The following is a 14,450-nucleotide window of genomic DNA, read 5'->3' as shown; positions in this document are numbered from 1 at the left end:
AAGCAGTTTATGAGACTATTAGAACATAACCTTTAAAGATATAGATTCCGTTTTTTAACATAAGTGGTAAATAAATTACCAATTTACGTACAAAAACTAGCTTTAATCACTAACAAAGGATTCTAGTGATCGAATTTTTGTTGAAAGGATAGAAAAACGTTATTTAGTTACAGAAATCAGAGAGCAAGACGGCGAGTAAATCGAGATCTTCGGCTAAGGGACTGGATTGATTATCCAGGGCTTCTCCTACTCGCTCGATGACATCTGCCGCTGGTTGTGTCAGCTGCACGCCCAGCACCTGCTTTATTTTGTTTAAACGCAGGCGCGCATCTTGGTATTTATGGTTTTCAATGTCCACATAGAGGGCCACCAGGCTTTCTTCGTGAATCACCACTGAAGGCTGTTGAGAAGTCGCTTCACTGACAAACTGATACAGTAGCGGCGAGTAGCGATACAGAGCGTCATCCAGTTCGTTTTCGTCGATGGGTTTGGCAACAATATGGTTGGCGCCCGCGTTCATCATCCGCTGCTGGGTTTCTTTAAACACATCCGCCGTGCAACCAAAGATCAACGTTCTGGCTTTGCGGTTTTGCAACTGACGAATGGCTTTAATCGCCTCCACACCGTCCATAACCGGCATATGGTTGTCCATCAGGATCAAGTCGTAGTGTTTATCCAGTAACTGGCGCACCGCGCGCTCGCCGTTTTCCACACAGTCACAAATAAACCCTTTGGAACGCATGAACGTTTCCATAATGATGGTGTTGGTGCGGTTATCCTCGACAATCAAACAACGTAAACCGGTGTAGTCCAGCTTGCTGTGCGTCTCGACCTCCACCGTGCCAGGTTCACACGGCTCAACGGCAATCAGAACGTCAAAGTTGCTGCCAATACCCTCCTCGCTGACCACAGTAACATCTCCGTCCATCAGCTCACAGATTTGCTTGACGATCGCCAATCCCAATCCGGTGCCCCCAAAGCGGCGGGTGGTTGAAGACTCGGCCTGCTCGAAAGGTTTGAATATCCGCCGCTGCGCTTCTTTAGCGATCCCGATCCCGGTATCTCGCACTTTCACCGATAAATAGGTTTTGTCGTTCATCTCGACTTCTTTGAGGTACACCTCGACAAAGCCTAAAGAGGTGAATTTGATCGCATTGTTGAGCAAGTTAAACAATACTTGACGAATACGTGCCTTGTCAGACAGATACCAACGCCCCGGCTCTACTTCCGAGAACACCTTAAACTGCAAGCCTTTCTCAAAACACAGCGTGTGGTAGACGCTGTTAATACTGCCGATGATCGAGTCGAGCGGGAATGGGGCGTGTTCCAGTTCCAGGTGCCCCTGCTCTATTTTGGAGAAATCGAGGATTTCGTTGAGCAACGTCATCATATGATCGCCAGATTCATAGAGTGATTTCATGTATTTACGCTGCTCATCCGTCAGATCGCTTTTCAGCAAGATCTGCGCAGTACCCAGCACGCCGTTCATCGGGGTGCGAATCTCATGAGACAAGGTGGCCAGAAAGGCGCTTTTTGCTTTGGTCGATGCCTGCGCTTTGACTTTCTCGGCTTCCAGATAGACCGTCTTCTGGTTAAAGCTGTCGATCAGATGGCGAATTTCATCCTGACTGCGATAATCCATATCGATGATCCCTCCTTCGCGGGAGGCGTCGACTTCCTGAGCAATCAATACAATCGGTTTGAGTAGATAGCGATTCAATAAATAGTAGCCCAGCATAACGCACAGCAACAAAATCGGCAGCAAGGCAAACTCGACCTGCGATACCAACTGATAGACTTCATCGTTGATCCGCCGCTGGGCGTTCACCACGTCCATCTGCCAGCGAAAATCCCCGAAGGACAATTCACTGATGTACACACCTTTCGCGATCCGGAAGTTGTGTTCAGTGATCGCATCACCATACGCGTCACGCAAAAACACACCGAGTTGGTGGTCTTCGGCCATGCGACTGACAAAATCAATCAGGCTGTTGAGCGACAGGTCCACCGTGGCCACACCGGCAAATGCGCCATTGACGAAATACGGTGAAGAGGCAGTAAGCATCTGAATGTGGGTATAAGGGTCAATGTAGACTCGCGACCAGGCGATGCTTCCAGGCTGCGCGCTTGCAGACGTAATGTACCAGGTTTCGCGATCGTAACCGCCGGACTGAGGGTTGTTCCAGGAATAAACCCGATCGACGTGCCCCTGTTCAGTACGGTTATAAAACAAGCTGGCGTAGGCGGTATCCGGGCGTACCGAATAAGGTTTGGGCCACAGCCCGCCACTCACCGTCACACCATTAATCACAGAAAATAGCGACCGTAATGCTTTGTCTTGACCCTGCGCATCCTGACCGCTTTGCCCGATGCTGACGATACTTTGTAATATGCCCATTGAGCTGTTGAGCGGTTCCACAACCTGAGCGGCAAGCAATTCGGTTCGGGAATCGAGGTTTTGCTCCAGCGTGAAGCGGAGCGGCGGTTCAACCACGAGGTAACTGACCGTCCCGATAGTGGCGATAATAAAGCAGAGATAGACGGCGAGAGCAAAGATGCTCTTACGCTTAAGCGAGGAACGAATTTCCATAAGTGATTGATTATCTCCTTCTATCTAAAAGCTATAGCGAATGCTGTAAGGCATCAAGTCTTTTTATCTAATTCTATGACTGCTACTATGACGCCTGTTGAATTCATCACAGTGGTAATTACATTGACTCTACAAGAACTCCTCGCGCTGCCAGAGCTGCAGGGCAAGTTGCTCAATGAAGCAAAAACACACGGTTTCGTTACCGCGATGGCGGCTGCTCCTCATGAACTTTCTCCGCACGAATGGCTGCCGTTCCTTTGGGGCGGTGAAGAAGTGGCGCCCTTTTCTGATGGCGAACAACTGGAGTGCTACATTGAGGCGGTAATTGCCCTGTGGAATGGCTATCGCCCCGCTCTGCTCAACAACGGCTGGAGCTGGCCAGAGCTGTGTCAGTTAGACGAAGAAGAGATCGTCAACGAAGCCACGCGTGATTTTTGTGAAGGTGTTCTGCAAGGCTGGCAACTGTCACGCGACGATTGGGAAACCATCATGCCGGAAGACAGCGAAGACAACGCGCTACTGGGCGGCGTTCTGCTGTCTTTGAGCATGCTCTACGATCCGGAAACCTCAATTGCCACTCTGGCTGAACAAGGCATTGAGGGCTTAGAGCAGTTTGAAGAGATTTACAATGCGATGCCAACGATGCTAAGTGGTTTGGCTATGCGCGGCGCAATGCTGGCTGCCGATCAGTAAGCATTGACGTTACGGCAAAAAAACCTGGCTATTGCCAGGTTTTTTTATTTTTCCACCGCATGCCAGTCAAAGTCATCAATGCGTTCATCGGCGATGTAAAACACCCGATCGCCTGGATTGATCACGGTATCCAGCTCCGGGTTCAGTTGAATACCCCGCCCGCTGTCGATGGCAATGAGTGTCGCTTTGTGGCGCGCTTTGATGAAGGTAAACACCCGCTCAACACTGATGGCGTCACTGTGTTTGGGGTAGACGGTAGAATATTGTGTCATGCCTCGCGTTGAGGCCAGCAGCTCCTGGTGCAACTTGCTGGAGCCCGGATCCACCGCCGCTTTCGCCAGCATTTCAGCGCCAACCGCCGGAATACACTCGGCATTCGGGCAGTGTTGGCTCAGAAGCTCGCTGAGCGCTTCATCTTTAAAATACGCCAGCAAATGCGCGTTAGGATTACGGTTGGCGCAGTAGAGCGCTGCTGAGAGCGTCACGTCGTCTTCCAAGTTATCAACGATGATACAACTGGCCTGATCAATACTGGCGTTTTCCATTTCTTTTGCATCGGTGTAACTGTTGACGCGCACAAAACCGATTTCCCCGGGCAACGGATTCTCGATGTCACTGCGGCTGCACAATACAATCGGACGCTTACCGGTTTCTTCATGTTGCAGCATTCTGATCATGTGTATGGTGCGCTGGCCATTCCAGCCCAATAACAAGATATGATTGCTCAGATTCATTTTACGTTTCCCCAGAATTCCTGCTCTCCAATACTCTACCGCCTCGCTGGCAATACGACCCAGTAAAGCTGCAAACAAACTCAGCCCGGCCGGTATTACAAACAGCAACACCACCCATTTGCCCGCATCCGACTGCGGCGAGTAATCACCATAACCGACGGTCGAGGCCGTCACCATCAGGTAGTAGACAAACGTTGCCGGGTCGTCCGTCAGCGCCTGCTCGCCCGCCAAACGGAGCAACAGCCACGATAAGACTAAATACGTGATCAGAAACAACAACAGGTTGCGATTGCTGATGTCGAACAGTCGCGCATTGACCCATTGTTTGAACGTTAACCAGATTGACATTGATATTCCTGTGTGACGTCCACGATGTGTAACATGGGGTAAGTATCAGGCACAAAAAAACCAGCCGCTACGGGCTGGTTCTAATTCTGTGCACCTTATCAATCCGTTATGCATTGCCCTTGACTTGCATATTCAGTTGTTCTGCAAAGTCCAGCATGCGATTAAGAGGGATAAGCGATTTCACACGCACCTCTTCATCAACGAAGATTTCATGTTCCTTGCCGCCATCGCGCAACGCGCTTTCAATTGCACTCAGCCCGTTCATAGCCATCCAAGGACAATGCGCACAGCTGCGGCATGTCGCGCCAGCGCCGGCCGTTGGTGCTTCAATCAGCTCTTTTCCCGGCACCAGTTGTTGCATTTTGAAGAAGATGCCTTTGTCGGTGGCCACAATCATCTGTTGTTGCGGTAATGCTTTGGCCGCTTTGATCAACTGACTGGTCGAGCCGACAGCGTCGGCCAATTCCACAACGCTGGCTGGTGACTCCGGGTGAACCAGTATCGCGGCATTTGGGTACAGGGATTTCATTTTACGCAGGGCGTCGGCAGAAAATTCATCATGCACTACACATTCACCTTGCCACAGCAACATGTCTGCACCCGTTTTATTGGCAATGTACGAACCTAAGTGGCGATCCGGGCCCCAGATGATGGGTTTGTCTTCCGCATCCAGGTGTTCCACGATTTCAAGTGCAATACTGGAGGTCACCACCCAGTCTGCTCGCGCTTTCACTGCAGCCGACGTGTTGGCGTACACCACCACGGTGTGGTCCGGGTGCGCGTCACAGAATTCGGTGAACTTGTCCGCAGGGCAGCCCAGATCCAACGAACATTCAGCTTCCAGTGTGGGCATCAGAATTCGTTTCTCTGGTGTCAGAATCTTGGCTGATTCCCCCATAAAGCGCACGCCAGCAATGATCAGCGTAGACGCTGGATGGCGGTTGCCAAATTTGGCCATTTCCAGCGAATCACCGACGAAGCCGCCGGTTTCTTCCGCCAGAGCCTGAATTTCAGGGTCAGTGTAATAGTGGGCAATTAAGACCGCGTCTTTTTGCTTAAGCAGCGTCTTAATGTTGTCAATGTGGACTTGTTTTTGTGCTTTAGTCAGTGGAACTGGCTTGGGTGGAAACGGGTATACGGTATCTATTTTATCTAATATGTGGCTCATTGCTCTTGCCTACGCAACTTCCAGTAGTCCGCGTATTGTACACCTGTTAACAGCTGTGGATCAAAGAATAGCAAAAGAGGCTGACGGGCAGCCTCTTCTCATACGCATCTGGTTTCTATTTGAGCTTTTGCTTGGCAAGCTCAGCAGAAGCGCTGGTCGGATACTCGTCGACCACTTGCTTATAGAACTTTTGTGCCTGTGCATCATTGTTGTTGCGCTCGGCAATATCACCCAGCTTCACTAATGCATCTGCACGTTTGTTGGACTCTTCGTACGTCAGTACGGCAGCGAAGCTCTTGGCAGCGTCTTTATCCTGCTTTTTGGCAAAATAAAGCTGACCCAGCCAGTAATGCGAGTTCGCGGTAAAGGACGAATCCGGATAATCTTTCTGGAATTTTTGGAAGGCCGCAATGGCACCGGTGTAATCACGCTTTTTCAGGATCATATCAACCGCATCCTGATACGCGGCCTGCTCGCTGGCGTTAGTACTAAACGTACCACCGGCCGACTTGGCAGACGGCGCTTTGCCGCTCGTTGCGGCTTTAGGCGCGGAATTCATCTCGCTACGCAGTTTATCCAGTTCGACAAACAGCTCACGCTGACGTTGCAACATCTGCTGCATGTCATGGTTGTTCTTTTCAAGTTGACCACGCAGGCTGCTGACTTCGTGTGACAGCTCGTCAATTTGCTGCTGCATCTGAATCTGCAGGCGGTTACGACTTTGTAGCATGCGCTCCAGGCGTGCGACATCCGTCTCGTTGCCGCTGGCTGACGCAGACGCGCGAGATGAAGATGAGGAGTTTGATAGATCAGATACTGGGGCTGGTGCAGCGAACGCCAGGTTCGCTGCACTTGCCAGTAACGTAAGCGCGGTAATTCGCTTTAAGTTACTGAACATGAGGCATTTCCTCGATTAGTAAACCAGAACAGCGCGGCGGTTCTTAGCGTACGCTTCTTCTGAGTGAGACAGAAGAAGTGGCTTTTCTTCACCGTAGCTGACGATAGACATTTGGCTTGGCATTACACCCAGAGCTTCCAGGTATTTCGCGACTGCCTGTGCACGACGCTCACCCAGTGCGATGTTGTACTCAGGAGTACCACGCTCGTCTGCGTGACCTTCGATAGTAACGTTCACTGAAGGGTTCTTCACCAGGTATGCCGCGTGTGCAGCCAGCATATCTTCGTAATCGCCAGCGATCGTTGAGTTATCGAATGCAAAGTAAATAGTTTGGTTCTCACGTAGCGCTTGCTCTTTCAGCTCTTGCTCAGTCAGTTGACCGTTGCCATCGATTGGCGATACCACTGTAGTATCAACACCGTTAGCAGAACCTGACGTAGACTGGTTAGTTTCAGAGCCTGAAGCGTTAGCCGCTTCATCACTTGAACTACATGCAGTCACTGCAAGTACTGGTAGCGCAATCAGCAGCCCTTTAAGAACTTTGTTAAGTTGCATTTTGTTTTTTCCTTACTTTTTTGTATTTACTTGCTATAAAAACGGTGACCACGCCGGCGCTCTTACACGCCCGTTAGTTGCCGGTAGTCTAGCCTTAAATCGCCCATCAATCGACACCATCGACAGAACGTTTGTGTCGTTATAGATAGAGCTGTAGATAACCATACCGCCGTTCGGAGCGATACTTGGCGACTCATCCAGTTTTGTTTGCGTCAAAACTTGCACTGCGCCGGTCTCTAAATCTTGTTTTGCCAGGTTAAAACCTGAGTTGCTGCGGTGAACCATCACCAGGAAGCGGCCATCCGGAGTGATTTGTCCGCCCTGATTCTGCATCCCTTGCCAGGTGACACGTTTGGTTGAATTGTCAGCCAGGTTGACCTGATAGATCTGCGGACGTCCACCACGGTCTGACGTGAAGATCAATGACTGACCATCCGGCGCCCAGTATGGTTCGGTGTTGTTGGCACGACCTGAAGTCACCTGAGTCAGTTTCTTGCTGTTCAAATCGAGAATGTACACTTGCAGGCTGCCGGTTTTAGACAATACCAATGCCAGCTTGCTGCCATCTGGTGAGAATCTTGGCGCACCGTTATGACGCGGGTATGACGTCATCTTCTCACGTTCACCTGAGTAGATATCCATCACGTAGATTTCTGCACGGCCATTCTGGAAACTGACGTACGCGAGCTTTTTGCCATCCGGAGACCAGGCTGGTGACATCAGAGGCTGTTTCGAACGCAATACCAGTCGCTCGTTGTAACCATCGTAGTCAGCCACACGCAGTTGGTACGGATACGTGTCTTTGTCGTTCACGACCACGTAAGCAATACGAGTCAAAAATGCACCACGCTCACCTGTCAGCTGCTCGTAGACCAGATCTGAGATTCGGTGAGCGTATTCACGCAGGCGGTTGGCTGGCACGGTGGCACGCTTATTAAACAAAACGTGGTCCTGAGCAGCAACGAGCTGGCCGTCATCACTCAATGCCTGGCTCTGGCCTTTCGTCAATTGACCACGGACCACATCGACTAACTGATAGCTGATCACGTAGTTACCATTGGCATCTTGCGTGATCGACCCTGTGAGCAGTGAATCCACCCCCAGAGACGTCCAAGACGGGTAATTCACTTCGGTATCACTGTATGGCGTCTGTGGCATTTTACTGGTCGCCACAGGGCTAAATTTACCACTGCGTTGCAGGTCAGAGGCGATGATCGCTGAGACATCCTGCGGCAGTTTACTCGCGCCTTCCCACTTAAAAGGTACGATCGCGATTGGTCGTGCTGAATCGACCCCTTCGGTAATCACCAACTCGAGCGCGGCATTCGCTGAGTTGGCAACGGTACACATCAGTAACGTTAACCCTAGCAATAATCGTTTGATCACGTTGGTCATCCTTTATTTAAAAATCAACGGTTAAGTTAATATTACGCAGTTGTTTGATCACATCTGGATCTTTGGACATCGGGAAGTTACCGACCTGACTGATCGCACTTTTTGCCGCGTTACACAGTCGTGAGTCACCACCCAATACAGACACACTGCTGACCACTGCGTCACTGCCAGTCGGAACCAGCTTAATATTAACCCGGCACGACTTTCCCAACAGGTAGTCGTCCTTGATGATTCGACTTTGAATCAACTGAGTGTAAATCGACGAGAATCGCGCCACTTCACTCGCCATATGCTGACCTTTCGCGGCCTGATTCTGCGCGGATTCATCTTCCAGGCCTGCAAAAATATCGTTCAGAGCCGCTTCCTGCTCTTTACGTTCACGCTCAATACGTTCCAAGCGTTCTTTCTCTTTGCGCGCTTTTTCTGCGGCCTCTTTGGCGGCTTTTTCTTTCGCCAGACGTTCTTTTTCGGCCTTTTCCGCCGCTTCACGCTGTTTACGCGCTTTCTCTTCGGCTTCCTTCGCTGCTTTCTCACGCGCTAAACGTTCTTGCTCAGCTTTTTGAATCGCCGCTTCTTTTTCTTTGCGTTCCGCTTCAAGCTTAGCAGCCCGCTCACGTTCCTTGCGAACCCGTTCTTCTTCGGCTTTGCGCTCCTGCTCTTTCTGCGCGCGCTGTTTTTCTGCCTCCCGGGCCGCTTGTGCGTCTTTCGCCTGCTGCTCTTTCAGCTTACGAATGCGCTCTTCTTCGGCTTTACGGTTTTTCTCCAGCTGTTCGCTTTCGCGTTTGAGTTTGTCCAGACGCTCCTGCTCTTTCTTCGCCGCAGCTTCACGCTGACTGCGAATTTGCTGAGCCTGTTTTTGCACGGCCGACGGATCAATGACAACCGCCTGAACCATCTGGCCACTTTGCTGTGGCTTATTCATCGTAAAGTCCGTGCCAAACAGCAGAGCCGCCACCAGCAAGGCATGCAGACCGATCGATATTGCGACCGGTTTGCCATACTCATTTCTTTTGGATTTGTGGTTTTTCATCTGCTTTACGGAACTTATTCCTTGATATCCGTTAACAGGCCGACTTTCGGTATGCCTGCTCGGCTTAATTCATCCAACACCAAAACAACTTCAGCGTACGGAGTTTGCGCATCGCCACCCACCGCTACCGGAGAGTCCGGTTTGAGTGACAGCTCCGCTTTAACACGGACGATCACGTCCTGCAGTGACAGGCCGCGCACCATGTCTTCATCGTTGACACTGACACCAAGCTGACCTTGTTTATCAATTTCAACGATGATGAAGCTCGCGTCGCTGTCCCCGGCCATTTCGCTGGCTGGTTTTGCGGTCGAGGTTTTAGGCAACTCGACATCGACACCCTGAGTAATAAAGGGCGACGTCACCATAAAGATGATCAGCAGCACCAGCATAACGTCGATATAGGGTACGACGTTAATCTCTGCGGTCATCTTGCGTTTTTTTCTTTGGTAGCCCGCCATCGCTTATTCCTTGTTGGCCATCGCCTGGCGGTGAAGAATGCTGTGGAACTCTTCTGAGAAAGTCGCGTAGTTGTGCTCTAGCTTACTCACTTTATTGCTCAGGCGGTTGTAAGCCATAACGGCCGGAATGGCAGCAAACAGGCCCATCGCGGTCGCAACCAGTGCTTCTGCGATACCCGGTGCCACCATGGCCAACGTTGCTTGCTTGACTTCACCCAGCGCGATAAAGGCGTGCATGATCCCCCAAACGGTACCAAACAGACCAATGTAAGGGCTGATCGAACCCACGGTCGCCAAAAATGGCAAGCTGGTTTCAAGATCATCCACCTCACGAGCCACCGCCACGCGCATCGCACGGCCAGTGCCTTCCATAATGAACTCCGGAGATGAGGCGTTGGATTTTCTCAGACGCGCAAACTCGGTAAAACCGGAGTAGAAGATTTCTTCTGATCCGGTCAGTTCGTCTTTGTTTTTCTTCACACTTTGATACAGTACGGACAGATCGTTGCCAGACCAGAACTTGTCTTCAAACGCTTCAGTGTCTTTTTCTGCACGAGAAAGCACTTTGCTGCGCTTGATGATCATTGCCCAGGAAGCGATCGACATCCCCAACAAAATGAGCATGACCAGTTTGACCAGCAAACTAGCCTGTAAAAAGAGGTCAAGGATTGAAATTTCAGCGGTCACTCTGTGTTAACTCCATAACAATTGATTGAGGCATAGCAATGGGCCTCATTTTCTTATTATCGATACATGCTACCTTAACCATTGCCCGGCACAATATATGCCCCTCAGGATTGACGATCTCCTGACAGAATGTGATCGAGGCCTTTTTGAGCTCAGAAATGGTGGTGTTGACGTTCAGATGATCGTCCAATCGCGCTCCCTGAAGGAAGTCGATATCCATGTGTCGGACAACAAAGCCAATGCTTTGTTCCAAAAGAAGTTGTTGTGAAACGCCTACCGAACGCAGCATCTCTGTGCGGGCACGCTCGAAGAATTTCAGATAGTTGGAGTGATACACCACCCCACCAGCGTCGGTATCTTCATAGTACACAACAACCGGCCAAATAAATTCACGGCTTGTAGCTTGCAAAACGGCACCAATTCAACAACAAAATTAGACGGTTACTATAACGCAACCCGTATCCAGTTGTGAAAGGCAATTCACCGTTTTCACAGCAATCGGACAAAAAATTAGCGCTACCCCGACGAAGTAGCGCTAATTCAGAGAAAATTCAGAACTGCAGGTAAATTGTTATAATCTGTCTCACACGAAATACTGGTAAGTCAGATAGAGCAAAATCGTCAGCGAAAAGTACGGGCTGAACAGAACCTGCCAGTACCAGCGCCTTGGTTTAAAACCTATTCCAAACACCATGCTGGCGCACAGTGCCCAGATCATCAGTGGCGCGATGATCACGTTAAAACCACCAATGGCATTGGCATAGGCGTGTGGGTCCCACATCACCAAGCCCACATGCATAAAGCCCAGGATAAGGGATAAAGCTCTCAACAGAGCCTTATCCACCGGAGCATGCAAGCGGGTTATCTGCTCAGCGAGGTTACTCACTGTCTTTGTCCATCATTTCCGAATGCTCTAACCAAAGAGCGTTGATGATACCGAATGCACAAGCAAGTAGTACACCGAGAATCCATGCGAAATACCACATAGTAAAGGCTCCTTAGTATAGTGAGTTTTTGTTTTCTTCAATGAACTTGCTGTCCAGACGACCAAACATTTTGTAGTAGGTCCAGGACGTGTAACCCAGAATGATCGGCACCATCACAAACGCAACGGCAGTCATCAGACCGAGAGTCAGTTCACTTGACGTCGAATCCCACATGGTCAGGCTGTTACTGGCCACCAGGCTAGACGGCATAACGAATGGGAACATTGCAAAACCAGCAGTCAGAATGACACCGGCGTTACCCAGGCTGGACGCCAGGAATGCAAAGCCACACTTTTCTACGCGTGATGCCAACACCGCCAGCAGCGGCATCACCACGCCCAGCGCCGGAGCAATCCACATTAGTGGGTATTCCTTGAAGTTGTTCATCCATGCGCCCGCCGACGTTTCTACCACTTTATTGAGTGGGTTCGACGCGGCATTGTGGTCGATAGCACTGGTGATCACGTAGCCGTCGATGCTCTGAATCCAGAAACCAGCCGCAACGAAGGCAACCACAGTCAGCAGCCCCATAATTTGCGCAACGCCGCGAGCACGGGTATGCAGATCGCCAGTGGTTTTCATCTGCAGCCAGGTCGCGCCCTGCATAATGATCATAAACAGGCTGACCAAACCACACAGCAGTGCAAACGGGTTGAGCAGAGCGAAGAACGAGCCGTGGTATGTCGGCATCAGCAGTTCGTTCAACTTGAATGGTACGCCTTGCAACAAGTTACCGAACGCCACACCAAAGATAAGTGGCGGTACGAAACCACTGATAGAGATACAGATATCCCAGTTTTTACGCCATTTTGGATCTTCGATCTTAGAGCGGTAGTCCAGACCGACTGGACGAAGCCACAGCGCCGCCAGCGTCAGGATCATCGCCAGGTAAAAACCAGAGAATGACGTTGCGTACACCAGTGGCCACGCAGCAAACAGCGCACCACCTGCGGTGATCAACCATACCTGGTTGCCGTCCCAGTGTGGGGCAATTGAGTTGATCATAATACGGCGTTCAGTGTCATCTTTACCGATGACAGGGACCAGCGCACCAACCCCCATATCGAAACCGTCGGTAATCGCGAAGCCAACCAGCAGGACACCAATCAGTACCCACCAGATCAGTCGCAGAGTTTCGTAATCAAACATAATAGTCTCTCCTTGCCTTACGCTTCTACCTGGCGATCCAGCTTATCTTGTGCAGATTGCGGATTCTGTTCGAAGTGGTAGCGACCCGTTTTCAGGCTGCTTGGACCTTTACGTGCAAATTTCAGCATCAGATACACTTCAGCAATCAGGAATGCGGTGTACAGCGCCAAAATGGCCACCAGCGATGTGATAATCTCTGTCGCAGTCAGTGCCGATGCCGCAAAGTGTGTCGGCAGAATCTCACCCACAGCCCAAGGCTGACGGCCGTACTCTGCAACAAACCAGCCGGCTTCAATCGCAATCCAAGGCAGTGGAATACTCAACAGCGCCGCTTTGAGCAACCAGCGTTTCTGTTCGATCTTCTGACGACAAGTCTGAATGAACGCCGCGCCGAAGACAAACAGCATAACAAAGCCACATGCCACCATAATGCGGAAAGACCAGAACAGAGGCCATACCGTCGGGATGGAATCATCAGCCGCCGCCTGGATCTGTTGCTCAGTCGCGTCTGTCACGTTTTCGGTGTAGCGTTTTAGCAGCAGGCCGTAACCCAGATCGCCTTTCACTTCGTTGAAGGCAGTCATGTTGGCTTCCGACTTGTCACCGGCACGCAGTTTTTCAAGCAGCTCGTAAGCGTACATACCGTTACGGATACGCTCAACGTGCTCAGCACGCAGATCCTTCAGGCCAGTGACCTGCTCATCGAGTGAACGGGTAGCAATAATGCCCATCACGTAAGGGATCTTAATAGCGTAATCAGTGTGCATTGTTTCCTGATTTGGTAGACCAAACAGGGTGAATGACGCCGGCGCAGGTTCCGTGTTCCATTCTGCTTCGATCGCCGCCAGTTTCACTTTCTGAACTTCACCCAGTTCATAACCTGAGTCATCACCCAGAACCAGAGTCGACAGAATGGCCGCAATACCAAACGAAGCTGCCACAGCAAAAGAACGACGCGCGAATGCGATGTCACGACCTTTCAACAGGTAGTATGAGCTGATGCCTAGAATGAACATCGCGCCAGTCGTATAGCCAGCAGAAACAGTGTGTACGAATTTCACCTGAGCAACCGGGTTGAAGACAACCTCAGCAAAGCTCACCATTTCCATTCGCATGGTTTCAAAGTTGAACTCAGCACCTACCGGGTTTTGCATCCAGCCGTTTGCAATCAGAATCCACAGTGCAGAGAAGTTTGAACCCAGAGCAACTAACCACGTTACAGCAAGGTGCTGTCGTTTTGTCAGGCGATCCCAGCCAAAGAAGAACAGACCCACAAAAGTCGATTCTAGGAAGAAGGCCACTAAGGCTTCAATGGCAAGAGGGGCACCAAAAATGTCACCAACATAGTGGGAATAGTAAGACCAGTTTGTACCAAACTGGAACTCCATGGTCAGGCCGGTAGCCACACCCAGAGCAAAGTTAATACCGAACAGCTTACCCCAGAACTTGGTCATGTCCTTGTAGATTTGCTTGTCGGTCATTACATAGAGTGACTCCATGATGGCCAGCAGAAATGCCATACCTAAAGTCAGTGGAACGAACAAGAAGTGATACATCGCAGTGAGCGCAAACTGCAACCGCGATAGATCAACGACGTCAATCATGGTAACTCCTTTGTGTCGGCTGAAATGACACTATCGACATAACGAGCAACGCAAGCCCCCATGTTGTTCAACATTGAAACTTGTTGATAAAAAACATCATATTGTTGCAATTATGTACCGTAATGGTTAGTTAATTGTTAAGCATCAGCTAATAT

15 protein-coding genes are annotated in these 14,450 nt (G+C 50.4%); 1 reads left to right on the top strand and 14 read right to left on the bottom strand.

What is annotated here, in order from left to right; genetic code table 11:
* Positions 1-163 precede the first annotated feature (163 nt).
* Complete coding sequence (locus CAG65_RS15555) at positions 164-2,590, bottom strand: hybrid sensor histidine kinase/response regulator (protein WP_161454233.1); 2,427 nt, start codon at positions 2,588-2,590, stop codon at positions 164-166.
* A gap of 123 nt (positions 2,591-2,713) precedes the next feature.
* Here CAG65_RS15555 and CAG65_RS15550 point away from each other — a divergent pair, with 123 nt between their 5' ends.
* Entirely contained in the window at positions 2,714-3,283 is a 570-nt protein-coding gene (locus tag CAG65_RS15550) for a UPF0149 family protein (protein ID WP_161454234.1), read from the top strand.
* A 44-nt stretch (positions 3,284-3,327) separates the two neighbouring features.
* Here CAG65_RS15550 and CAG65_RS15545 read toward each other — a convergent pair whose 3' ends face one another.
* The 13 genes from CAG65_RS15545 to cydA form a co-directional block, all read right to left on the bottom strand.
* Positions 3,328-4,365, bottom strand: a complete 1,038-nt coding sequence (locus tag CAG65_RS15545) for a potassium channel protein (RefSeq protein WP_161454232.1) — start codon at positions 4,363-4,365, stop codon at positions 3,328-3,330.
* A 106-nt stretch (positions 4,366-4,471) separates the two neighbouring features.
* Positions 4,472-5,533, bottom strand: a complete 1,062-nt coding sequence (gene nadA / locus CAG65_RS15540; RefSeq protein ID WP_161454231.1) for a quinolinate synthase NadA — start codon at positions 5,531-5,533, stop codon at positions 4,472-4,474.
* Positions 5,534-5,648: 115 nt separating this feature from the next.
* Positions 5,649-6,431 (bottom strand): tol-pal system protein YbgF, encoded by a 783-nt coding sequence (gene ybgF / locus CAG65_RS15535; protein ID WP_161454230.1) that lies wholly within the window; start codon positions 6,429-6,431, stop codon positions 5,649-5,651.
* Positions 6,432-6,446: 15 nt separating this feature from the next.
* Positions 6,447-6,986, bottom strand: coding sequence for a peptidoglycan-associated lipoprotein Pal (pal, locus tag CAG65_RS15530; RefSeq protein WP_021703729.1), 540 nt, complete (start codon positions 6,984-6,986; stop codon positions 6,447-6,449).
* A 33-nt stretch (positions 6,987-7,019) separates the two neighbouring features.
* On the bottom strand, positions 7,020-8,372 hold the full coding sequence (gene tolB, locus CAG65_RS15525; RefSeq protein ID WP_021703730.1) for a Tol-Pal system beta propeller repeat protein TolB: 1,353 nt from the start codon (positions 8,370-8,372) through the stop codon (positions 7,020-7,022).
* A gap of 16 nt (positions 8,373-8,388) precedes the next feature.
* Entirely contained in the window at positions 8,389-9,411 is a 1,023-nt protein-coding gene (tolA, locus tag CAG65_RS15520) for a cell envelope integrity protein TolA (protein WP_161454229.1), read from the bottom strand.
* Between the two features lie 14 nt (positions 9,412-9,425).
* Positions 9,426-9,869: a protein TolR gene (gene tolR, locus CAG65_RS15515; RefSeq protein WP_021703732.1), complete on the bottom strand. Its 444-nt coding sequence runs from the start codon at positions 9,867-9,869 to the stop codon at positions 9,426-9,428.
* Positions 9,870-9,872: 3 nt separating this feature from the next.
* Positions 9,873-10,556, bottom strand: a complete 684-nt coding sequence (gene tolQ / locus CAG65_RS15510; RefSeq protein WP_021703733.1) for a protein TolQ — start codon at positions 10,554-10,556, stop codon at positions 9,873-9,875.
* Positions 10,546-10,965 carry a tol-pal system-associated acyl-CoA thioesterase gene (ybgC, locus tag CAG65_RS15505; RefSeq protein WP_021703734.1) on the bottom strand — a complete coding sequence of 140 codons (420 nt, stop codon included), beginning with the start codon at positions 10,963-10,965 and terminating at the stop codon, positions 10,546-10,548. The genes tolQ and ybgC overlap by 11 nt, the downstream gene beginning before the upstream one ends.
* Positions 10,966-11,139: 174 nt before the next feature.
* Positions 11,140-11,442, bottom strand: a complete 303-nt coding sequence (gene ybgE / locus CAG65_RS15500; protein ID WP_161454228.1) for a cyd operon protein YbgE — start codon at positions 11,440-11,442, stop codon at positions 11,140-11,142.
* A complete protein-coding gene (gene cydX, locus CAG65_RS15495) occupies positions 11,435-11,542 on the bottom strand; it encodes a cytochrome bd-I oxidase subunit CydX (RefSeq protein ID WP_000270284.1) in 108 nt (35 codons plus the stop codon). The genes ybgE and cydX overlap by 8 nt, the downstream gene beginning before the upstream one ends.
* Positions 11,543-11,554: 12 nt before the next feature.
* Positions 11,555-12,691, bottom strand: a complete 1,137-nt coding sequence (gene cydB, locus CAG65_RS15490) for a cytochrome d ubiquinol oxidase subunit II (RefSeq protein WP_021703736.1) — start codon at positions 12,689-12,691, stop codon at positions 11,555-11,557.
* Between the two features lie 17 nt (positions 12,692-12,708).
* On the bottom strand, positions 12,709-14,295 hold the full coding sequence (cydA, locus tag CAG65_RS15485; protein ID WP_021703737.1) for a cytochrome ubiquinol oxidase subunit I: 1,587 nt from the start codon (positions 14,293-14,295) through the stop codon (positions 12,709-12,711).
* Positions 14,296-14,450: the final 155 nt, after the last annotated feature.

Origin of the sequence: Vibrio sp. V39_P1S14PM300, assembly GCF_009904765.1 — a bacterium.
In the GTDB taxonomy this organism is placed as follows: Bacteria; Pseudomonadota; Gammaproteobacteria; order Enterobacterales; family Vibrionaceae; genus Vibrio; species Vibrio proteolyticus.
This window is presented reverse-complemented; position numbering and strand designations above follow the sequence as displayed.